The sequence below is a fragment of the Chryseobacterium limigenitum genome (genome assembly GCF_900114875.1).
GTDB lineage: Bacteria > Bacteroidota > Bacteroidia > Flavobacteriales > Weeksellaceae > Chryseobacterium > Chryseobacterium limigenitum.
This window is the reverse complement of record NZ_FPKW01000021.1, coordinates 1-21,006: the sequence shown is the minus strand read 5'-3', so window position 1 is coordinate 21,006 and position 21,006 is coordinate 1. Positions and strand designations below refer to the sequence as shown.

At 34.9% G+C, this 21,006-nt stretch carries 20 protein-coding genes and 1 tRNA gene; 18 read left to right on the top strand and 3 right to left on the bottom strand.

The window, feature by feature from the left end; all coding sequences use genetic code 11:
- Positions 1-96 precede the first annotated feature (96 nt).
- The 3 genes from BT156_RS18495 to BT156_RS18485 form a co-directional block, all read right to left on the bottom strand.
- Positions 97-930 (bottom strand): N-acetylmuramidase domain-containing protein, encoded by an 834-nt coding sequence (locus BT156_RS18495; RefSeq protein ID WP_072412403.1) that lies wholly within the window; start codon positions 928-930, stop codon positions 97-99.
- 191 nt (positions 931-1,121) lie between these two features.
- Positions 1,122-2,972, bottom strand: a complete 1,851-nt coding sequence (locus tag BT156_RS18490; RefSeq protein ID WP_139255521.1) for a hypothetical protein — start codon at positions 2,970-2,972, stop codon at positions 1,122-1,124.
- A gap of 152 nt (positions 2,973-3,124) precedes the next feature.
- Positions 3,125-4,726 (bottom strand): hypothetical protein, encoded by a 1,602-nt coding sequence (locus BT156_RS18485; RefSeq protein ID WP_139255520.1) that lies wholly within the window; start codon positions 4,724-4,726, stop codon positions 3,125-3,127.
- A 388-nt stretch (positions 4,727-5,114) separates the two neighbouring features.
- Here BT156_RS18485 and BT156_RS18480 point away from each other — a divergent pair, with 388 nt between their 5' ends.
- The 18 genes from BT156_RS18480 (at position 5,115) to BT156_RS18395 (ending at position 21,003) form a co-directional block, all read left to right on the top strand.
- Entirely contained in the window at positions 5,115-5,951 is an 837-nt protein-coding gene (locus tag BT156_RS18480; RefSeq protein WP_072412398.1) for a hypothetical protein, read from the top strand.
- Positions 5,952-6,266: 315 nt separating this feature from the next.
- A complete protein-coding gene (locus BT156_RS18475; protein WP_072412396.1) occupies positions 6,267-7,040 on the top strand; it encodes a ParA family protein in 774 nt (257 codons plus the stop codon).
- Positions 7,041-7,129: 89 nt separating this feature from the next.
- Positions 7,130-8,020 (top strand): ParB/RepB/Spo0J family partition protein, encoded by an 891-nt coding sequence (locus BT156_RS18470; RefSeq protein WP_072412394.1) that lies wholly within the window; start codon positions 7,130-7,132, stop codon positions 8,018-8,020.
- Entirely contained in the window at positions 8,021-8,659 is a 639-nt protein-coding gene (locus tag BT156_RS18465) for a DUF5683 domain-containing protein (RefSeq protein ID WP_072412390.1), read from the top strand.
- A gap of 138 nt (positions 8,660-8,797) precedes the next feature.
- Positions 8,798-9,499, top strand: a complete 702-nt coding sequence (gene dapB / locus BT156_RS18460) for a 4-hydroxy-tetrahydrodipicolinate reductase (protein WP_072412388.1) — start codon at positions 8,798-8,800, stop codon at positions 9,497-9,499.
- Positions 9,500-9,631: 132 nt separating this feature from the next.
- The gene (gene lepB, locus BT156_RS18455) at positions 9,632-11,287 is read left to right on the top strand and encodes a signal peptidase I (RefSeq protein ID WP_072412386.1); all 1,656 of its coding nucleotides are present in this window, start codon (positions 9,632-9,634) and stop codon (positions 11,285-11,287) included.
- 62 nt (positions 11,288-11,349) lie between these two features.
- Positions 11,350-11,967: a WbqC family protein gene (locus tag BT156_RS18450; protein WP_072412384.1), complete on the top strand. Its 618-nt coding sequence runs from the start codon at positions 11,350-11,352 to the stop codon at positions 11,965-11,967.
- Between the two features lie 75 nt (positions 11,968-12,042).
- Entirely contained in the window at positions 12,043-13,725 is a 1,683-nt protein-coding gene (locus BT156_RS18445; protein WP_072412382.1) for a S8 family serine peptidase, read from the top strand.
- A 124-nt stretch (positions 13,726-13,849) separates the two neighbouring features.
- Positions 13,850-14,344 (top strand): lipocalin-like domain-containing protein, encoded by a 495-nt coding sequence (locus BT156_RS18440; RefSeq protein WP_072412380.1) that lies wholly within the window; start codon positions 13,850-13,852, stop codon positions 14,342-14,344.
- A gap of 24 nt (positions 14,345-14,368) precedes the next feature.
- Entirely contained in the window at positions 14,369-15,058 is a 690-nt protein-coding gene (locus tag BT156_RS18435) for a YiaD family glycine zipper/OmpA-like lipoprotein (protein WP_072412378.1), read from the top strand.
- Between the two features lie 112 nt (positions 15,059-15,170).
- Positions 15,171-16,058 (top strand): decaprenyl-phosphate phosphoribosyltransferase, encoded by an 888-nt coding sequence (locus BT156_RS18430; RefSeq protein WP_072412376.1) that lies wholly within the window; start codon positions 15,171-15,173, stop codon positions 16,056-16,058.
- Positions 16,055-17,374, top strand: a complete 1,320-nt coding sequence (locus BT156_RS18425) for an FAD-binding oxidoreductase (protein WP_072412374.1) — start codon at positions 16,055-16,057, stop codon at positions 17,372-17,374. Before BT156_RS18430 ends, BT156_RS18425 begins: the two co-directional genes overlap by 4 nt.
- A complete protein-coding gene (locus tag BT156_RS18420) occupies positions 17,375-18,100 on the top strand; it encodes an SDR family NAD(P)-dependent oxidoreductase (RefSeq protein ID WP_072412372.1) in 726 nt (241 codons plus the stop codon).
- 5 nt (positions 18,101-18,105) lie between these two features.
- Positions 18,106-18,693, top strand: coding sequence for an HAD-IB family hydrolase (locus BT156_RS18415; RefSeq protein WP_072412370.1), 588 nt, complete (start codon positions 18,106-18,108; stop codon positions 18,691-18,693).
- 25 nt (positions 18,694-18,718) lie between these two features.
- Positions 18,719-19,207, top strand: coding sequence for a hypothetical protein (locus tag BT156_RS18410; protein WP_072412368.1), 489 nt, complete (start codon positions 18,719-18,721; stop codon positions 19,205-19,207).
- Positions 19,208-19,209: 2 nt separating this feature from the next.
- Positions 19,210-20,385 (top strand): cysteine desulfurase family protein, encoded by a 1,176-nt coding sequence (locus tag BT156_RS18405; protein WP_072412366.1) that lies wholly within the window; start codon positions 19,210-19,212, stop codon positions 20,383-20,385.
- Positions 20,386-20,467: 82 nt separating this feature from the next.
- Complete coding sequence (trxA, locus tag BT156_RS18400) at positions 20,468-20,788, top strand: thioredoxin (protein ID WP_072412364.1); 321 nt, start codon at positions 20,468-20,470, stop codon at positions 20,786-20,788.
- Between the two features lie 141 nt (positions 20,789-20,929).
- Positions 20,930-21,003 (top strand) — tRNA-Asp (locus tag BT156_RS18395).
- Positions 21,004-21,006 lie beyond the last annotated feature (3 nt).

Genomic DNA, 21,006 nt, shown 5'->3' with positions numbered 1-21,006 from the left:
AATCATCTGTGAAAATCTGTGAAATCCGTGGGAGAAAAAGTCATTCAACGCAAAGGGAACTTTAAAAATCAATGCGTCAAAATATAAATTGGTTAATCAGTTTTTAGAATATTTGGCATAAGCTTTCGCTAATTTTTCATCATATTTATTCAGTTTGTAACCTCCGCCATTATAACCTTTTGCGAAATTTGCCCAGCTTTTATTTCTTAAATGAACTAAAAGTCCGTTTTTCTCAAGAAATTTCCCGAAAGCTTTCAAATGTTCGCCTTCATTAATTTCCATTTTTGATACGAAATCGGAGGTATCAACATATCCGAGATTTTTCGCATGAAAACCCATAATTTGGAAACTTCCCCAGGAAGCAGAAGATAACGCTGCATCTTTAAATTTCGGATCATTTCCTAAAGTCATTGCTTCATTTAGTCTGTCGTACTCTTTCACGCCGCCTTGATAGTAGATTTTAGTCCATTTTGGATATAGAACATCTTTATGATTGGCATTGTAAAAAGTATTTGGATCAATTCCTCTTTTCTTTAATTCGTTCCAGAAAATATGACCTTCAAACAAAATTTTAGGTTTATTATTGATTAAAAATCCTTTTCCGCTGCTTTCAATTTCATTAACAGCTTTTACGGCAGCCAATTCCAGAGAATATTGATTGGCAAAAGTAATCAAATCACTTTCTTTCAAAAATTTATCTGCTGAATTTGTCGGAGCCGGAGCAGAATTTTTCTGAAGCAAAACTGTCCAGGTTTTCATTCCTACGATTCCGTCTATGACTAAAGAATTTTTTCGTTGAAAATCCTTCACTGCTGCATCAACTTCCAGAGAAAAAGAATCTGAAATTTTGATGTTATATCCTTGTTTATAAAGAAGTTCACAAAGTGTAGTGACTTCCGGTGATTTTGTGTAATATTTTAAAAGTTTCATGGCTGTTAGTTTTTTTAGGTTTTGAATTTTGAAATGTTCTAAAAGATTAATGTTATGTGAATAAGATCCTTCGACTCCGCTCAGGATGACACTGGCAAATTATTCCGTCAATTATGAACCGTTAGTATTAGCGATGTCATCCTGAGCGGAGTCGAAGGATCTTTTAATAATAACAATTGGAATTAAAAATATTAATTCACAGGTACTTTCGGCATTCTCTCACAAATCATCCCAATTAAAAAGTATGACTTAAATTTCACTTCCTCTCTTTGAAGTTTGTAGTCTAAATTCAGAGGATTGACGTTTACGACGCTGAAATTTTGCTGTAAAACAGCGTAATCATCAACTCTCAGTTCAATGCTGTAATCTCCCATCGGAATCATTTGGCTGATCATTCCGATTTCGTTGGTTTCTATCTCGAAGATCCTGTTGTTATTTGTTCCTTTGATGGAAATGGCGCATTTGTAAATAGGATCATTATTTATTTTATCAAAAACCCTGAACTGTAACATGGCTGAAGTTGGCTGAACCTGAATTGGAACTCTTATCGGAACAAAAATTCCGGGAACCCGTATTGGGGTTGCGACAATTGGAGTAACGGGTTTTACGGGAGCTACAGGCTGAACCGGAGTTGCAATGTTGGGTGTAGGCGTAATTGGTCTTAAATTTCGAATGCCGCCAAAAGCACTCATATTTATTTTATTGCTAGCTGCTGTATTTGGATTCATTTTTGGAACTTCGGTCACTGTTTCAAGGACTGGTTTTGCCGCGAATTCCATGGTGGATATTTTTGCGTTTTCTGGGTTATCAGTTTTTCTTGATAAGGTGTTGAGTTGGTCGGATTTTATGGTTCTAACGTTCGTTACGGCTTTCAGGAATTTCTGATTGTTATTTTTATTCACAAAAAGCTGTTGTTTCATGATCAACGGACCGAAATAAATCAGTTGATTAGGATTATTTACGGTGTCATTCGTGATGGATGGATCTAAAATTATTTTTAAATTTTTAATCAACATCATTGTTTTCGGAAATGCCGGAAGCTTAAAATCATTGGAAATAGTCTGTCCATCGGATATTTTTTTAGCTTCATTCCATTGAAAAAGATTAGACATCATGAAGTTTTTATTGAACCAGTTTCTTTTTAAATGAACAAAAGAATATTCAAGTTCTACGGCCAGAATCACACTTTCATCATAATCAATGGTAAGAATTTCTGATGGAAGATTTTCATTGGCATTTTTAGCTTCGGCATGCAAATTATCAAGCTCTGATTTTTCAATTCTCATACTGTTCCAACCCGATTCATTTTCCATAAAATCATATGGAATAAAATTAATATCATGAATGGACGAATTGCTGATTACATCAGTTTTTTCTGCTGCAGTAAACGTATTTTTTGCATTTTGAGCCATAGCCACATAAAGATCTGCTTCGGAAGTTTTATTGATCTTTTCAAGTTCTTTTTCAATAAGATCTTTGAAGCCTTTTACTTTCCATTCAGAAAAAGCAAGCTCTTTTATATTGTTGAGATTGAGTAATTGGTCGTTCCAGTTCTTTTTTTCTTCATCGGTGTCTAAACTGTCAAATATTTCCAGATGAGCAGTGATTTTATCCACCGCAGTTTCATGGTTGGTTAGATATTTTTTATAGGCTTTAAATTCTTTTGTGTCATTATTTTTAGCATCATACAATAGAGCGCTTTTGTTTTCCAGAATTTTATCTAAATTTTCCTCAATATTTTTCAGGTTACTCTTATCCAGAATATCTCTGTAAATATCAAATAAAGAATTGTTCGGATTCAGATCCCAGAAATTAGAAGAAATTGGGACGGAATTCAGTTCGTAAGCCACATTTTGTTTTTTAATGATAGAAAGCGCTTTTTTCTGTTCATCATTCAGTAAACTTTGAGGTTTTAATAATTCCAGTTCTTCGTTTTCATACACTCTCAGGGAAGGACAGATCATCGGGAGATCATTCTCCATCGAGCTTTGAGACGTGTAAATGTTTCTAAGCTTTTGATAGACGGCAACAAAGTATTTCATGGCATTTGATTTTTGGTTAATAGTTTTTGGTTGTTGGTTTTTAGTTTAAAATCTTTGCTTTCTTTGCGTTTAAAAAACTTAAAGATTAGTCAATAATTTTATAAATAACCGACAGAAAAAAGTTCCTGCCGGTTATTCTATTGAGAAGGATATTATGATTTACCGTCTGTCCAAACTTTGATATCCGGGTTTGGATTTGGAGATTTTGGAACTACATGACACTTATATCCAATAATATAGATGCCGTTTGACTGTAGTTTTTTGCCGCTCCATTTTGCATCAGTTTGGGAGTTTTGGTTTTCGTAATCGTGAGTTCCGCCAAATACGAATGGCCCTATTCCCACTGCCGCTCCGCTGCTGATTTTTGTGCTTGCTGCTTTGTACGCTGTGCTGTTTTCACTGAAATCCAGCATTACATCTCTTGCGATGATCAATTCTGTAACGATCATCGGCATTAATCCTTTTCCTTTACCATCGCTGATGATGTCTCCGTTTAATGATTGTGGAGAAGTTTCGTGAAGTTTCCAGTATTTTGATTCTACAAATTCTTCGCTGAACCAGCCTCTTTCTACTCTTACTTTTCCAAGTTTAAATGAGATTCTAAGGTTACTGAAATCAGTATTCATCGATGTTCTGGTAGTATTTCCGCTGTTTCTTGCTCCGATACTGAATAATCCCATACTGAATCCTGCGCCCGCGCTCCAATTGTGAATTGTTTTGGAATAATCGCTGTGCGCACTTCCTTCATACATTGAAATTGTCGGCCAGTTTTTAGATTCTTTCAAAGCATTTGCAGAAATCGGAATAGATGGAGAGTAATTAATATAATCGATCACTCTTGTTCTCTGGCTGTTTCTGAATTCTGACTGAAGACGTTTTTTGATGACCAACATGTGCTTTTCTTCAATTTCGCTCAGATAATTCTGAATTCTTTCAACAGCTTCTTTGTAACCTAAAGATTGCCATGCTTTCAATGCTGCATCTTCACGTTTTTTCATGTTTTTACCGTCGATGGACAGTCTTGCCATTGCATCAGGGTCGCCATTGTCGGCATCTGTTCTTATGGTATTGTTGGTTTCTACAACATCATAATATTTCATTTGATACTCTATATATTTAGAATACATCGGAGCAACGAAAGTTTGGTGTAATTCCGGCTTGTTCAGGTCATCTACAGGTGCATTTTCATCAAAATCAGGATTTTTTACTACTTTGATTTTGAAAAGTTTGTCTCTTAGTTTTTCAAGATTTTTTTCAACCTTAGGATCCATTGGAGTGTCTACAACTACAGACCATTGCATCAAATCTTCGTACACTTTGGAAACTCTTTTTGAAGAATCATTGAAAATAGTAATCTCTCTTCCGTTTCCGCTTGATGTAAGTGGTGGCAATTGAGAAGGAATTGCATCTACCATTGCAGAAAACTGTTCCATTTGAAGGTATTTACGGAACTTGCTGTCTTTCATTGCATTTTGGAATTCCTCCAAATTGGTTTTAGGATTTCCGTTAGCATCTAAGATTGGTTTCCCTGTTCCGTCCAATAATGGTTTTGGAGCCGGAGCGTTTCCGAATAATCCGTTTAATGCATAATCAAAAGTGTCTTCTGTTAACGTAAGTCCGATTGGGTCGAATGCGATAAAATCATTTGGACCAATTGAATCCGGATCTCCACCGTTGGTTACAGAATCGTAAACTTGTTTTAAAAGCATGCTCATTAATGAGTTTGATCTAGCTTCTTGAGTTAAAGTTGGCATAATTATAAGTTTTTAAATTTTTTCTTGCTTACTCTTTTCGGTTTTCAGCGTTCCCCGATTTCTTATAGTACAAATGTATTTCGGGTTGAGAAAGAAAGTCTCAGTGTTTTTCCGATTTTAGGAGTGTGCTTTTTACTGTTTTTTATTTTACGTTGAATTTTTTGAATTAAAATGAAGTTATCATTGAGAAATGAAAATCTTATACTCCTTATTTTTAGGCTGTTATTATTTTTAGCATAGTTAAATTTTAAGATTATTATAAAAATTTTTAAAATGTTGCTGTTTTAACAATTATTTGGCAAATATTTTGATATTGAAACAATGCTTATCGATAAGAGCTACTAAAACTAATAATCACATTATATTAACAGTTTAAATATTTTAAGTGATGAAACACCTAAACACTAATCAGGAATTTCGTTTTAACGAGATCCTGTTCGAGCATCGTAACAAAGAATATGGTGCTTATGCTTTAAGAAATGAATCAGACAGAATACTAACCAAAGCGCTTTTTATTGGAGTGAGTTTGTTGGCTGCGATTTCGATTACACCTATAGTTATTAATGCATTTAGAACTCCTGATGTATCTGATACAGGAGGTTATGTACTACCTCCACCAGTTTATATTGCTGAAACTGAAGATCCGCCAGCAACTGTTTTACCGCCTAAAGCTACACCTCCGCCAAGTGTAAAACAATTTGATAATACTGTTCCGACTCCAACTAAAAATGCAGTTGAACCTAAAAAAGAGGAGATTCCAACTGACGCTGTTGCTGGTTTTAAAAATGATTTTAAAGCTGAGCCTGCTAAACCAGATAGTTATACACCAATAGCTCCGCCTATTAATCCAGGAACTATACCATCTGTAAAGCCAGAGCCAGTTGTTCCTGTAAAAGATCCTAATGAAATTGTTGGGTCAGGTGGTTTAAGTGTTGAAGCAGCTTTTGAAGGTGGAATTAATACTTTCAGAAATAAAGTAATAAGCAATTTTGACGGTTCAGGATTTGAAAATGAAGATGTAATGAAAACTACCATTACTTTCATCGTAGAAACAAATGGAACTATCTCAGGTATTAAAGCTGATGGTAAAGACGCTAATTTTAATAGCGAAGCTATCAGAACTATCAAATCTATCAGAGGAAAGTGGGTACCTGGGAAAAATAAGCAGGGAGAATCAGTAAGAAGTTATTTCAAATTTCCAATCTCTATGAAGTTTGATAATTAATATGATTATCCACAATTTGATATAATTTAAAAATCTTTGTGAACTTTGCTTAATAGAACGCGTTTGCGAATCTTAAAAGTATTGAGTAGTCTAAAAACCTTTGTGTGCTTTGCGTTAAAAATAACACTATTATTAAAAGCAGGTATTCAAAATTTTAAATACAAATCTTGACAGTTATCCACAAAAAGCTATTTTTTGTGGATAATTTTTTTTATACTTAAAATGCTTATTAACAATATTTTAACTCAATTTTAGTTTTCGTCATTCATTAATAGCAAAGAAAAAAGTGTATTTTTGAAGCTTAAAGTTCTAATAATGGCAAAAATCATAGGTATCGCTAATCAAAAAGGGGGAGTTGGAAAAACTACAACAGCTGTAAATTTAGCCGCAGCATTAGGGGTATTAGAAAAGAAAATACTAATCATTGATGCTGATCCTCAGGCTAATGCAACATCTGGTTTAGGAGTGGAGGACGTTCAGTATTCTACATATAACTTGCTGGAGCATAGTGTTGATACAAGAACCTGTATCAAGAGAACAGCTACACCAAACCTGGATATCGTTCCTTCTCACATCGACTTAGTTGCTGCGGAGATCGAATTGGTAGACAAAGTGAACCGTGAGTACATGCTAAAAAAAGCATTACAGACTGTAAGAGATGATTACGATTATATTATCATTGATTGCGCACCGAGTTTAGGTTTGATTACTGTGAATGCACTTACAGCAGCAGATTCTGTAATTATCCCGATTCAATGCGAGTATTTTGCTTTGGAAGGATTAGGGAAATTATTGAACACGATTAAAAATGTTCAGAAAATCCATAATAAAGATTTAGATATTGAAGGTTTGCTTTTAACAATGTATGACAGCAGATTGAGATTGTCTAATCAGGTTGTAGAAGAAGTAAATTTACATTTCCCTGAAATGGTTTTTGAAACAATTATCAGCAGAAACGTAAGATTAAGTGAAGCACCAAGTTTCGGTGAAAGTATCTTAAATTATGATGCCGAAAGTAAAGGAGCAATCCAATACATTCAGTTGGCAGAAGAGGTTTTATTGAAGAACGAGAATTTAGTTAAGAATTAAGTGAAAATGGTCAATAAGTGAATGCTGAATAGTCAATAAGTGAATTATCAATAAATCATTTATGGCTTATCATTTATCAATTATATTATATGAAGGACAAAAAAAGAGCTATGGGACGTGGTTTGGGAGCAATTTTAAGTGCAGAATCCAAGGCTATGGTCAATTCTGCTACTGATGAGGGAGCAGATAAGTTTGTAGGAAGTATCGTAGAAGTATCGATTGAAGATATTTATCCGAACCCGACTCAGCCAAGAACTTATTTTGACGAAAAGGCATTAAACGAACTCGCGCAGTCTATTAAAAACCTAGGCGTAATTCAACCAATTACGTTAAGAAAAGACGGCGAAAAGTTCGAAATTATATCTGGGGAAAGACGTTTCAGAGCAAGTAAGCTTGCGGGATTAACCTCTATTCCGTCTTATATTCGTTTGGTGAATGATCAGGAGCTTCTTGAGATGGCTCTTGTTGAAAATATCCAGAGAGAAGATCTTGATGCGATTGAAATTGCATTAACTTATCAGAGATTAATGGACGAAATCGGTCTTACTCAGGAAAATTTAAGTCAGAGAGTAGGAAAGGACAGAAGTACTATTACCAACTCTATCAGATTGTTAAGATTAAATCCGGATATTCAGAATGCAATCAGGAGTGGTGAGATTTCTGCAGGTCACGGCAGAGCAATCATCAGTCTTGAAAATGAAGAGGATCAGCAGACTTTATTTAATTTAATTATTAAAGAAAGATTAAATGTTCGTCAGACTGAACAGGCTGCTGCTGCTCTTAAAAATCCAAAATCACCGGCTGCTAAAAAAGCAACGATTGAGCTTTCAAATAATTACAAGAGAGTACAAAAAACGATTGCTGATATTTTAGAAGTAAAAGTGGAGATCAAAGCCTCCGGAAATGGTAAAAAAGGTAAAATTGTTCTGGATTTTAAAAATGAAGACGAGCTGGAATATATTTTATCTCATATTAAATAAATGAAGAAATTATTTTTCACTTTTTTCTTGTGTCTGTTTGCTATTGCCTATTCACAAGTAAATCCTAATGATACAATTCGGGTAGAACACCATCCGAAAGACAGTATCTCTGCCGCAAAACCGGCAAAATCTGAAGCTAAAATAGTTGCAGATCTTGAAGGTGCGAACGGACCAACCAAAAAAACTTTAAAATTAAATCCTACAAGAGCAGGATTGTATTCTGCTGTTTTACCGGGATTAGGCCAGTTTTACAATAAAAAATACTGGAAGGTTCCTATCGTTTGGGGAGCTGTTGGAGCTGGTGTAGGAATTGCAATGTGGAACGACAAACAATATAAGAAGTACAGAGAATACTACATCGCCAAACTGAACGGAACGCCAAATGAGTTTGTAGACAGTCACCCGTGGCTTGACAAAGTTGCATTTGGAAATGTACAGGACAGATCCAAAAGACAACGAGATTACGCCATTGCAATTACAGGATTAATTTATATTCTGAATATTGTTGATGCCGTTGTAGATGCGCATCTTTACGAAAGCCGTCACGACCCGGATTTAACTTTCAGTCCTGCGGTCATTCAGGATCAGTATGGTATCAATCCTCCAAAAACAGGGTTGAGTTTAAGTTATAGATTTTAATAATTAATATATAAACTGTTTTTAATTAAGCTCTTTGCTGAGTGAAACGCCTTTGCGAACGAAAAATATGCATAAAGATTTTAAAATTAAAGCTTTGCGATCTTTGCGTTAAGAAAAAGAACAGATAAATAATAAAATATGAAAATAGCATTAGTTGGATACGGCAAAATGGGCAAGATCATCGATGAAATTGCTACAAAAAGAGGTCATGAAGTTGTTGCCAGATTAAAAGAGACTCCGACTGCTGAAAACCTTAATAATCCAGATGTTGTTATCGAATTTTCTTTGCCGGAAGTAGCTTATAACAATATTAAAGTTAGTCTTGAAAATCAAATTCCGGTGATCAGCGGAACGACGGGTTGGTTGGAGAAAAAAGAAGAAATTGAAAAAATAGCTGTTGAAAACAATACAGCATTCTTATACGGGTCAAATTTTAGTTTAGGCGTAAATTTATTTTTTGCTTTAAACGAAAAATTGGCTGACTTAATGAAAAATGTCGATGAATATTCTTGTCAGTTGGAAGAAATTCATCACGTTCATAAACTTGATGCACCAAGTGGAACAGCGATTTCCATTGCAGAAGGAATTTTTAAACATAATCCAAAATTTAACGCTTGGAAACTGGAAGAAACTCAGGGAGACCAACTGGGTATTTTTGCGGTGCGCGAAGATGAGGTTCCGGGAACTCACAGTGTTTTTTACAGAAGCGAGGTTGATGAAATTGAGATCAAACACACAGCATTCAACAGAAACGGTTTCGCATTAGGTGCTGTAGTTGCTGCAGAGTGGATTAAAGATAAAAAAGGAAATTTCACAATGAAAGACGTTTTAGGTCTTTAATTTTGTAACAAATTCCCTACATTGTAAACTAATAGTTATGAATGGTGAGATAGCCAATTGTTAATAGCGAATCTATTATTATTGATCACTCATTATTTATCATTTATATTATAGATTAGGCAAGAAAAATTTATGAATTATTTTTTAACTTATACAGTATACGTCCTCATTTTATCTGTATTAATGGGACTTTCAACTTGGAAACTGTTCAAGAAATTAGGATATAGTCCGCTATTTGCGTTTATCCCTTTTTACAACTATTTCATCATTTTAAAAGAAACAAAACATCCGAAATGGTGGGCTCTTTTATCGTATTTACCAATCGTTGGCCCGATCATGATGTCTGTTTTTCATATTTATTTAATGAAAAAATTTGGAAAAAGTCTTTTCCAGAATCAGTTGCTTACAGTGATCCTTCCATTTATTTATATGGCAAGCGTGAACTATTCCAAAGATGTAGAGTTAGAAGATGAAAATGAATTGTTCTTAACAGACGAAGAGAAAAATGCGAAGAAGAAAGATTCTTTTATAGGTTCTATAACTTTCGCTGTGGTTTTTGCAACCATTATTCACTCTTTTGTAACGCAGCCTTTCGGGATTCCTACAGGATCTATGGAAAGAACTTTGTTGGTGGGTGATTTTCTTTTCGTAAATAAATGGAGCTACGGTTACAGACTTCCGATGCGTCCTTTAGCAATACCTTTCTTACAGGGAACTATTTTTGATTCCGGTGAAAAAGGAAATCCTAAAGACGATCCAAAATCTTATGTGGATGCAGTGAAACTTCCTTATGAAAGAATATTTCAGTTCAACAAGCCTCAGAGAAATGATGTTGTAGTTTTCAACTATCCGCAGGATTCGGTACATACGGCGATCGACAGAAAAGATCCTTATGTAAAAAGATGCGTGGCTGCTGCAGGCGATGTTTTTGAAATGAGAGGCGGAAGACTTTTTGTTAACAATAAGCCTGAAGTTGTTCTTGGAGACCAGGAAGTTCAGCATGGGTATACTGTAAATACAGGAAGTCAGTTAGATATACCAAGTCTTTACAATACTTATGGGTTTTTACCTGTAAGAGAAATGCAGACGGAGAAAGGATTTATGTATGCTTTCCAAGGATTAACAGATAAAACTGCTGCAGAGATCAAAGCTTTACCGAACGTGATTGACATGACTGAAAACATGTATCCAAAAGATTCTGCAACAATTTCTTATAAATTAAATGCTGATAAAACGGCATACACAAAAAGTATCGACACGACACAATCTATTTTCCCTGTAAACAAACCTTGGAATCAGGATTGGTACGGACCGGTTAGAATTCCTAAGAAAGGTGATGTTGTAGCAATCAATAAAGAAACGTTACCAATGTATCAGTGGATCATTTCTGAATATGAACATAATAATTTAGAAAAGAAAAACGATAAAATTTTCATCAACGGAAAAGAAGCGAACCAATATACAATCAAACAGGATTATTTTATGATGGTGGGAGACAACAGAGATGCTTCTTTGGATGCAAGATTCTTTGGTTTCGTTCCTGAGGAAAATATTGTCGGAAAACCAATGTTTACTTGGATGAGCATTCAGGGAGTTTTTGCTGATGCAAGTTCTACGTATCAGGCTCCAAAAAAAGTTCGTTGGGACAGAATGTTTAAAGCAACAAACACGGGTGAAGCCAACAAAACTTCATACTGGTGGGTCGCAGCGATGATTCTTATCTTATTCTTTGGATGGGAATATTTCATGAAGCTATTCGGAAAGAAAAATACAGAAGAAGATTTATAGTTAAAATAAATTAGAATTAAAATGAAGTATTTGAAAGAATACTTCATTTTTGCATTACGATTATGAAGAATGTATTATTACCGGTATTTTATTTACCACCCATTTCTTGGTTTTCAGTTTTTTTAGATGCTGAGAATGATATTTTATTTGAGCAATTTGAAAGTTTTCCAAAACAGACGTACAGAAGCAGAACCAATATTTTTGGGGCAAACGGAAAGCTTACATTAATAATCCCAATCAGTCACACTGGGAATAGAGAGTTTAAAAACACAGAAATTTCTTATAGAGAAGACTGGAGAAGTCTTCACTGGAAATCTATAAAAACAGCTTATCAAGGCTCTCCTTACTTTGAATTTTACGAAGATAAATTGAAAAAGATTTATGAATTAGAGGAAAAATATTTGTTGAATTTTAATTTAAAAGCCATCGAAATTCTTCAAAGTATTTTAAAAACAGAAAAGGCACACTCTTTGAATGTAGAATATATCAAAAATCCTGAACAGATCAATTTCAGAGAAAAATTCTCTGCAAAATCAGCTTCTGAATTCGAAATGGAAGAATATTACCAAACGTTTTCGGATAAATTTGGGTTTTTAAAAGACTTAACAATTCTGGATCTTATTTGTAACAAAGGACCGGAATCTTTGACTTATCTTAAAAATATTAAACAATCATATTAATATGAAATTGCTTTGTTTTAGAATTATTCAACTCAGGCAATTCATAGACATTTGGTAATAAATAAACAACTACATATGAAAAAGGTATTATTAGCTGCTGTTTTTTTAGCAGGTTTTAGTTTCACTTTTGCTCAGGAAGCACAAGCGGTTAAAGCCAACCAGAATGAGGATAAAGACCTTATGACTTGGTATCACAAAGACTTTGCTACGTCAAAAGTATATGGTGTAAATACAGAAAATGCATATAAATATTTAGAATCTAAAGGTCTTAAACCTACAACAGTTGTTGTTGGAGTGTTAGATAGCGGTGTTCAGGTTGATCACCCGGGATTAGTGAAAAATATTTGGTCAAATCCTAATGAAGTTCCAAATAACGGAAAAGATGACGACGGAAACGGATATATTGACGATGTTCACGGATGGAATTTCATCGGTGGAAAAAACGGAGATATCGACGTTGATAATATGGAGGTAACGAGAGTTGTCGCTAAATACAAGCCTGTTTTCGAAGGAGACGATTCCGCAAAAAATAAAGCGAATCAGGCTAAAATGCCTGAAGACTTCGCAATGTATATGAAGGCTAAAGAGCTTTTCACTAAAAACAGTGTTGAAGGAAAACAAGCTTTGCAAACCTATACAATGATTAATGATCTTATTCCTAACATGGTAAGGTTATTAGGAGGGAAATCTGTTACAGCAGAAAATATTGCTGCTATTAAAGCTCCGACAGACCAAAAAGATGCAATTGCACTTAATGTGTTGGGACAGGTAGCACAAAATCCTGAATTTCAAGGGAAATCTCCTGCAGATTTTGAAAAAGCAATGAAAGAGGAAATGAAGGAAGCTCTTGATTCGGTTATTCCTCAAGCTCAACAATACGATTTAAATTATGATCCTAGAAAATCAATCGTAGGAGATAACTATGATGATTATTCTGAGAAGAATTACGGAAACAATCATTATGAAGGTCCTGACGCGACTCACGGAACTCACGTTGCAGGGATCATCGCAGGATTACCTCAGGGAAAAGAAATTCAGCATGGTGTAGCCTCCAAAGTGGCAAAAATTATGTCTGTAAGAACGGTTCCAAATGGGGATGAAAGAGATAAAGATGTTGCAAACGCAATCAGATATGCTGTAGACAATGGTGCTAAAGTTTTAAATATGAGCTTTGGTAAACCGGTCTCTCCGGGTAAAACTGTTGTTTGGGATGCATTCAAATATGCTGAAAGCAAAGGTGTTTTATTGGTTAAAGCTGCAGGGAACGAAAATGAAGATGTTACCGAACACGTAGCTTATCCTACAAACTATAAAAACGTTACAGACGAAAAACCGCTTGTAAACAACGTTATTGTAGTAGGTGCAAGTACAAATAAAAATGATGCGTTGAGAGCTGATTTCTCAAATTTTAATAAAAATAAAGTAAATGTTTTTGCTCCGGGTGAGCAGATTTATTCCACTGTAACAAAAAGCGGATACAAGTATCTTCAGGGAACTTCAATGGCATCTCCTGTTGTAGCCGGTGCAGCAGCTGTTTTACTGGCATATATGCCGGGGTTAAAGCCAGATCAGATTATTGAAGCTTTGGTAAAATCAAGCAATCCAAGTACAACAAATCAGTTTAGTGATTTTTCTCAGGCCGGAGGAGTTATTGATGTTAAAAAAGCCGCTGAATATGCTTATACGAACTTCTATACAGGAAAATCTTCTGTTGTAAAAAAAGCTACGAAATCCGTAAAAAAGACTGTTAAAAAATAACTTATCTACCTGTATTTAAGGTGCAAAGATAGAAAGTCCGAATTTTTCGGACTTTTTTTATTTTTATTGTGCAATTTTGGCACGGTTTTTATAACTTTATAGTAACAAAATAATAAACAACAAAATGAGAAAGTTACTACTTGCAGGGATGTTAGGAACATCACTTTTTGCAGTGTCTTGTTCCACAGTAAAGAAAGCTGAAACATCACAGAATCAGAGATCAGAATTTCTTAAATTAAAAGGGGATTGGCAGATTGTAAGCATAAATTACGATAAAGGCCTTAAAATTAAACCTTTTGATGAAGGAATTGATGCTCAGTGTTTTGTAGGAAGTCATTGGAGATTCATTCCCAATAACTACACAGGAGCTATTACAGTAAACGGTGGTGGAAACTGTGGTTCTGGATTTACTCAGCCTATCAAATTTGAAGTAAAAGACGGAAATACTTTTATGTTCAAAAAAATTGCTGATGGAACTAAAGCTAAGCAAAATTTAGCAGGATATACTTTAGATGTGGTCAATCAGACTACAGATCAGTTTTCTTTAGAGCAAAACGTTCCGTTTGACGGAAGTACTGTAAAAGTTGTTTACAACTTCGAGAGAACTGGAATGAAATAATTACAAACATAAAAGATTAAAAAGATGAAATTTAACAAATCATATATCGGAGGCCTTTTCTTATCATCAGCATTGCTATTGACAAGTTGTGAGGCAGTACAGAATTCTAATCACCAGCAGAGAGGTACAGCAGTAGGTGCTGCTTCAGGTGCTGTATTGGGTGGTATTTTAGGTAACAATGTTGGTAAAGGCGGAAATGGAGCTTTAGGGGCTGTATTGGGTGGTATTATCGGTGGTGTTGCTGGTAACGTTATCGGTAACAAAATGGATAAGCAGGCTAAAGACATCAAAGAAACTTTGCCTGGAGCTGAAGTAGAAAGAGTAGGAGATGGTATTAAAATTACAATGAACGAAAGTATTGTAACTTTTGCATTCGATTCTTCAAACCTTACATCTGTAGCTCAAACAAACTTAGATAAATTAGCTAAAGTTCTTGTAGATAATCCTGATACAAATATTAATGTATACGGACATACAGACAGCAAAGGAGCAGATGATTACAACATGAAACTTTCACAAAGAAGAGCAGATGCTGTAAAAGCTTATTTAGCAGGAAAAGGTATTGCTTCAAGCAGAATGTTTGCTAAAGGAGAAGGAGAAAGTATGCCGGTTGCAACAAACGATACAGAGGAAGGAAGAGCTAAAAACAGAAGAGTAGAGTTTGCCATTACAGCAAATGAAAAAATGATTAATGATGCTAAACAAGGGCAGTAATTAATTTAACATATAAATATTTTCTTAAAGACCGCTTCGGCGGTTTTTTTTGTATTTTTATGGAATTATTTTTTATTTTGAAATTGTTATTTTTGCAACTGAAATACCATAGATGAAGAAATATTTAAAACTGCTTCGTGTAGAGCAATGGGTGAAAAACCTTTTTGTATTTGTCCCCCTATTTTTTTCAGGTAATATCAAAAATGTAGAATTACTTACAAAAAGTATTTTTGCTTTTGTTATTTTTTCGCTGGCAGCAAGTGTTGTTTATATTCTTAATGATTATAACGATATTGAAGCAGACAGCAAACACCCTGAAAAACGCAGAAGACCTTTGGCCAGCGGAGCCATATCAAAATCAAGAGCAATAGCAATTCTTATTGGCTTAATGATTGTTGATATTGCGCTCGTATTCTTGGCACAGACCTATTTTCATGAAAACCTTTGGAAGTTCGCAACCATCATTGGGCTTTATTTTGTAATGAATCTGGCTTATACATTCAAATTAAAACATGTTCCGATCATCGATATTTTCATTATCGCAACAGGATTTGTTTTAAGAGTTTTAGCCGGAGGTTATATTACAGGAATTAATATTTCCCAATGGGCAATCTTACTGACTTTTGTTCTGGCATTGGTTTTAGCAATCGGTAAAAGACGTGGAGAGCTTATTAATGCTCAGGTTTCTGGTAAAACGAGACGTGCTTTGGACGGATACAACGTTCAGTTTGCAGATATTGCACTTTCAATTTCAGTGACATTGGCAATTGTCTGTTATTTGATGTTTACGTTATCACCTGAAGTTCAGGCAAGATTTCATGAAAGAGTTTTTTATACCGTAATTTTTGTTGTTTTCGCTTTTTTAAGATATTTACAACAAACATTGGTCTACAACAGAACAGAGTCTCCTACAAAAATTGTTTACAGAGACAGATATATACAAGTTACCTTATTATTGTGGGTGGCTGCATTTTTAATTCAAATTTACTTTAAAAAATGAAGCCGAATTTTATACAAAAAGTCACAAACTGGGGTAATTTTCCCATAGTGGAAAAAGAAATGAAGTCTGAAGACAGCTTCAAAAAAATAAAAGATTTTGTCATCAATCATAATGAAGTCATTGCAAGAGGAAACGGGAGATGTTACGGAGATGCTTCATTGGGTGAACATATATTTTCTACTAAAAAATTAAATAAATTCATAAGCTTCGATCGCCTGAACGGAATTTTAGAATGCGAATCGGGAGTTTTGCTTTCCGAGGTTCTTGAAATTTCTGTTCCGCAAGGCTATTTTTTATATGTAACTCCGGGAACGAAATTTGTTTCTGTGGGTGGTGCGATCGCATCTGACGTTCATGGTAAAAATCATCATGCAGAAGGCTGCTTTTCGGAATATGTGATCGAATTTAAATTAATGACCGAAAACGGTGACATTATCACTTGTTCAAGAGAAGAAAATATCGAGAAATTTTGGGCTACAATTGGCGGAATGGGTCTTACAGGAATTATTCTTACCGCAAAATTTAAGCTTAAAAATATAGATTCTGCCTACATCCGTCAGGAAAGTATCAAAGCAGAAAATCTTGATGAAATTTTCACCTTATTTGAAGAAAGTGAAAGCTGGACGTACACTGTTGCGTGGATCGACTGTCTTCAAAAAGGAAAAAATATCGGAAGAAGTATTTTGATGAGAGGCGAACATGCTTTTCAACATGAGCTTCCTCAGAATTTAACCAAAAATCCTTTAAGGTTAAAGAAAAAACTGCAGCCGACGGTTCCTTTTTACTTTCCGAATTTTGTTTTAAATTCTCTTACTGTGAAGATTTTCAATCTGTTGTATTATAAAAAACAGTCTAAAAAAGAAGTGAAGAGTTTTATTGATTATGAAACATTTTTCTACCCTTTAGACGCTGTGAATGAATGGAATAAAATTTACGGAAAATCTGGTTTTATCCAATATCAGATGGTAATCCCGAAAGAAACAGGGAAGGAAGGAATGAAAAAAATCCTTGAAACCATAGCAAATAGCGGAAATGGTTCTTTCTTGGCAGTTTTAAAGCTTTTTGGAAAGAATAATCCGGAAGCTTACAACTCATTTCCTTTTGAAGGTTACACGTTGGCACTGGATTTTAAAGTGAATTCAAAGCTGAAAAAATTGGTTGAGCAATTGGATAGCATCGTTCAGGAGTTCGGAGGAAGGATTTATCTTACCAAAGACAGCATGAGCAGATCATCGCTGACCAATTATCTTAAAAATGTTCAAAGTTCCAAATTTGTGTCTTTACAGCACAAAAGAATCATAAATAATAATTCATAAATGATAGTTCTGGGAAGTACGTCTGAGGTAGCTCAGGCTTTTGTTGAAAAGGCTTTGCAAGAAGGCGAAAAGTTTGAAAAAATCTATCTTTTTACTTCTAGTAAAGAAACTACGGAAAGATTTGCAAGACACATCGATGTGATGTTTCTACAGCAGTCTGAGGTTATAGAACTTGATCTGATGAAGGAAATTGATTATACTCAGTTTGATTATGTCAATTCAAATGTATTATTTTGTGCAACAGGATATTTGGGAGACGGAACGGAAGAAGGCTTGTATGATAATAAGAATACAGAGCGAATTATTGATATTAATTATTCAAAATTAGTTCCTGTGATGAATTATTTTGCCCAGAAATTTGAAAGCAGAAGATCCGGAACGATTATCGGGTTGTCGTCTGTAGCAGGAGATAGAGGAAGACAGAGTAATTTCATTTACGGAAGTGCAAAAGCGGCTTTTACAGCGTATTTAAGTGGATTAAGAAATTATTTGTTTGAGAAAAAAGTTCATGTCATGACGGTGAAACCGGGATTTATGGCCACAAAAATGACAGAAGGCTTACCTTTAAACCCAAAATTAACGGCAACTCCAAAACAGGCAGCGGCGTGTATTTATAAAGCATTCAAAAAACAGAAAAATGTTGTATACGTTTTACCGATTTGGGGCGTTATAATGATGATCATCAGGAATATTCCTGAATTTATATTTAAAAAATTAAAGCTTTAATTAAAATGAAAAAATTGTATTGTTTTGATTTTGACGGAACCCTGACCTATAAAGATACCATGTTTATGTATCTTAAATTTTATGATTCTGCAAAGTTTCGGATACAATTTATAAGACATATTCCACTTTTCATTTTATTAAAATTAAAATTGGCAGAAACTGAAAAAGTAAAGAAAAGTTTCATCGGATCTATCCTGAAAGGGCAGACTCAGGAGAAAATAGAGAAAAAAGCCCAACAATTTTTCGAACAAAACTATCCAAAAATCGTTCGCGAAAATGCCCTTGATTTTATTCAAAATATCGATAGAGATAATACACAAAGCTTATTGGTAACCGCCTCATTAGACATCTGGACAAAACCATTTGCCGAAGCATTACAAATGCAGCTTGTTTCCACGCGTGCAGAGTTTAAAAATGGTGTTTTTACCGGAAATTTTATTGGTAAAAACTGCAACGGAAACGAAAAATTAATGAGGATAAAAGAAGAAATAAGCAACTCTAAATACGATAAAATCATCGCTTTCGGAGATACTTCTGGAGATAAGCAAATGCTTAAATGGGCGAATGAAGGACATTACCAATTTTTTCACTAATTTTGGGTGAGTAAAAAAAGTAAAAATGAATAAACTACTTATTGGGCTTTTGGTGCTTTCTATGAGCTGTACAACTGCAGTTTCTCAGACTGATCAATCATCCAAAAAATCAGAACAAATGCAGAAAAAAGCAGAAATTCTTGTGTCAGAATCTCAGGGCGGTGCAGATCAGCCCGGATTTAGCATTATTAAAAATGAACAGGAGCTTCAAAAAGCGGTGAAAGGGGGTAACTCAAATCTTATCGTGGAAGCCGGAACTGAGCCTGTAATTAATTATCCAAAATTTCCAAAAGATAAAAAAGTAGTTTTATATAACTTAGGAATGTTCAGATCGGGAGATCACAGAATTTCAGAAATTAAAAGTGTTTCTGTGAAAAATAATATTCTGTATGTGGAAGTTCCTTTCGTAGAATCAGGCGGGATGGAAATACAGGTGATCTCAAATCCTTGGGTGCTGTTTACCGTTCCTTCAGACTATCAATTCAATTCTGTAGAATTAAAATATTCAAAATAAAAATGAATAAAGTATATTTAGATAACGCTGCAACAACGCCTCTTTCGGAAGAAGTTATTGATGCAATGATAGGTACCATGAAGATGAATTTCGGAAATCCGTCTTCAACTCACAGCTTCGGTCAGGAAGCAAAGATTCTTCTTGAAAATGTAAGAAGGCAGATCGCAGATTATCTTCACGTAACTCCTGCTGAGATCATTTTTACTTCTTGCGGAACAGAATCTAATAATATGATCATCAAATCCAGCGTAGAAAACCTTGGAGTAGAAAGGATCATCAGTTCTCCGTTGGAACATAAGTGTGTTTCTGAGAGTATTTTGGAGCTGAAAAACAGGAAAGGAGTAGAGGTTGCTTACATCCGTCCTAACGAAAAAGGAGATCTTGATCTTAATAAATTAGAAGAATTGTTAAAAGCTTCCGATAAAAAGACGTTGGTGAGTTTAATGCATGTCAACAACGAGATCGGAAATATTTATGATATTAAAAAAATAGCAGAATTGTGCAAAGCAAATAATGCACTTTTCCATTCAGATACAGTACAGACGATGGCTCATATGCCGTTGGATTTTTCTGATATTGCTGTAGATTTTGCTTCTTGCAGCGCTCATAAATTCCACGGTCCGAAAGGTGCCGGTTTTGCTTTCATCAGAAAAGCATCAGGATTAAAAGGGATTATCACAGGCGGACCTCAGGAAAGAAGCCTTAGGGCAGGAACTGAGAACGTTGCCGGAATTGTTGGTTTAGGCAAAGCATTAGAGATTTCTATTAAAAATATGGAAGCTTATGCAACTCATATGCAGGAAATTAAAGATTATGCAATTGAAAGATTGTCTGCTGAGATTTCCGGTATTAAATTCAACGGAAGAAGTGCTGAAAAGGAAAACAGTCTTTACACGGTTTTAAGTGCTTTATTGCCTTATAAAAACCCTTTGATCGGACTTCAGTTGGATATGAAAGGAATCGCCATTTCTCAGGGGAGTGCTTGCTCTTCGGGAGCTTCAAAACCTTCAATGGTAATGATGATGGTTTTATCTGAGGATGAGATGGATGGCTGTACGCCGTTACGTATTTCGTTTAGCCACATGACAACTAAAGCTGAAATTGATGCTTTGGTAACTGCCTTGAAAGAAATTTCAAGCGATTACGCTATAGAAAAAACAAATGTTGAGCATAGATAGTCTTATTACTGAAAAGTAGTAATTTTGAATATCGAAATCGACGATTAAAAAGAATATAATATTAATTAAAATAAAAAATAAAATGGCTTTAGAAATTACAGATAGCTCATTCGCGGAAATACTTTCAAAATCTAATGAGCAGCCGGTATTGGTTGACTTTTGGGCAGTATGGTGTGGACCATGTAGAACTTTGGGACCAATCATCGAAGAAGTGGCAACAGATTTTGATGGAAAAGCAGTGGTAGGAAAGGTAGATGTAGACAATAATCAGGAAATTTCTATGCAGTATGGTATCAGAAATATCCCTACAGTTTTAATTTTCAGAAACGGTGAGGTTGTTGACAAAATCGTTGGAGTAGCTCCAAAAGAGGTGATCGCTGAGAAATTAAGCGCACACTTATAAAAAAAATAAGTTTGATAATGAATGCCTTCCGTTTTTGGAAGGCTTTTTTTTGCCAAATAATTTGCAGGTAAAGAAAAAAGTTGTAGTTTTGCAATCACAAAAAAGAAACATAGTTCTTTAAATTTACAACAACGAAAATTTGATCCGGTAGTTCAGCTGGTTAGAATGCCGCCCTGTCACGGCGGAGGTCGCGGGTTCGAGTCCCGTCCGGATCGCAA

What these genes read in the sequence shown, in the direction of transcription:
- BT156_RS18495 (WP_072412403.1), bottom strand. Translation starts at nt 930, where the DNA reads ATGAAACTTTTAAAATATTACACAAAATCACCGGAAGTCACTACACTT.
- dapB (WP_072412388.1), top strand. Translation starts at nt 8,798, where the DNA reads ATGAAAATAGCATTAGTTGGATACGGCAAAATGGGCAAGATCATCGAT.
- BT156_RS18465 (WP_072412390.1), top strand. Translation starts at nt 8,021, where the DNA reads ATGAAGAAATTATTTTTCACTTTTTTCTTGTGTCTGTTTGCTATTGCC.
- BT156_RS18430 (WP_072412376.1), top strand. Translation starts at nt 15,171, where the DNA reads ATGAAGAAATATTTAAAACTGCTTCGTGTAGAGCAATGGGTGAAAAAC.
- BT156_RS18485 (WP_139255520.1), bottom strand. Translation starts at nt 4,726, where the DNA reads ATGCCAACTTTAACTCAAGAAGCTAGATCAAACTCATTAATGAGCATG.
- BT156_RS18410 (WP_072412368.1), top strand. Translation starts at nt 18,719, where the DNA reads ATGAATAAACTACTTATTGGGCTTTTGGTGCTTTCTATGAGCTGTACA.
- BT156_RS18445 (WP_072412382.1), top strand. Translation starts at nt 12,043, where the DNA reads ATGAAAAAGGTATTATTAGCTGCTGTTTTTTTAGCAGGTTTTAGTTTC.
- BT156_RS18475 (WP_072412396.1), top strand. Translation starts at nt 6,267, where the DNA reads ATGGCAAAAATCATAGGTATCGCTAATCAAAAAGGGGGAGTTGGAAAA.
- BT156_RS18440 (WP_072412380.1), top strand. Translation starts at nt 13,850, where the DNA reads ATGAGAAAGTTACTACTTGCAGGGATGTTAGGAACATCACTTTTTGCA.
- BT156_RS18435 (WP_072412378.1), top strand. Translation starts at nt 14,369, where the DNA reads ATGAAATTTAACAAATCATATATCGGAGGCCTTTTCTTATCATCAGCA.
- BT156_RS18490 (WP_139255521.1), bottom strand. Translation starts at nt 2,972, where the DNA reads ATGAAATACTTTGTTGCCGTCTATCAAAAGCTTAGAAACATTTACACG.
- BT156_RS18450 (WP_072412384.1), top strand. Translation starts at nt 11,350, where the DNA reads ATGAAGAATGTATTATTACCGGTATTTTATTTACCACCCATTTCTTGG.
- BT156_RS18405 (WP_072412366.1), top strand. Translation starts at nt 19,210, where the DNA reads ATGAATAAAGTATATTTAGATAACGCTGCAACAACGCCTCTTTCGGAA.
- BT156_RS18425 (WP_072412374.1), top strand. Translation starts at nt 16,055, where the DNA reads ATGAAGCCGAATTTTATACAAAAAGTCACAAACTGGGGTAATTTTCCC.
- BT156_RS18470 (WP_072412394.1), top strand. Translation starts at nt 7,130, where the DNA reads ATGAAGGACAAAAAAAGAGCTATGGGACGTGGTTTGGGAGCAATTTTA.
- BT156_RS18480 (WP_072412398.1), top strand. Translation starts at nt 5,115, where the DNA reads ATGAAACACCTAAACACTAATCAGGAATTTCGTTTTAACGAGATCCTG.
- BT156_RS18415 (WP_072412370.1), top strand. Translation starts at nt 18,106, where the DNA reads ATGAAAAAATTGTATTGTTTTGATTTTGACGGAACCCTGACCTATAAA.
- BT156_RS18420 (WP_072412372.1), top strand. Translation starts at nt 17,375, where the DNA reads ATGATAGTTCTGGGAAGTACGTCTGAGGTAGCTCAGGCTTTTGTTGAA.
- lepB (WP_072412386.1), top strand. Translation starts at nt 9,632, where the DNA reads ATGAATTATTTTTTAACTTATACAGTATACGTCCTCATTTTATCTGTA.
- trxA (WP_072412364.1), top strand. Translation starts at nt 20,468, where the DNA reads ATGGCTTTAGAAATTACAGATAGCTCATTCGCGGAAATACTTTCAAAA.